This is a genomic window from Bartonella sp. TT110JLCBS, assembly GCF_042193405.1.
Lineage (GTDB): Bacteria > Pseudomonadota > Alphaproteobacteria > Rhizobiales > Rhizobiaceae > Bartonella.
Genome location: NZ_JBHILT010000273.1, coordinates 1 through 271, shown reverse-complemented (window position 1 = coordinate 271; position 271 = coordinate 1). Strand labels below are relative to the sequence as shown.

Below are 271 nucleotides of genomic sequence, written 5' to 3'. Positions count from 1 at the left end.
TATATCATCGGTAATAAAGAGCATCTCACACAAGAACAACTCAAAACATTAAAACCCGGTGACAAATTTACCTTTACAGTCCCAAAAACAAAAGAGCTTGAAAGCATTCTCATTCCACAAGAAAGATTAGCTCCTTTGACAGAAAATGAAAAAGCCGAAATGATTGCTGAAGATTCTTGCGTACACACAAGCTTAAAACAGATCCAGAAATTGGCAAAAATTGTTTATGGTAACGAAAAAATATTAGACAAACAGATGGTAGAGATCATCA

At 34.3% G+C, this 271-nt stretch carries 1 protein-coding gene; it reads left to right on the top strand.

What is annotated here, in order from left to right:
* Positions 1-271: BID domain-containing T4SS effector (locus ACFILW_RS10895; RefSeq protein WP_375685842.1), on the top strand; the 271-nt coding region annotated here is incomplete at both ends.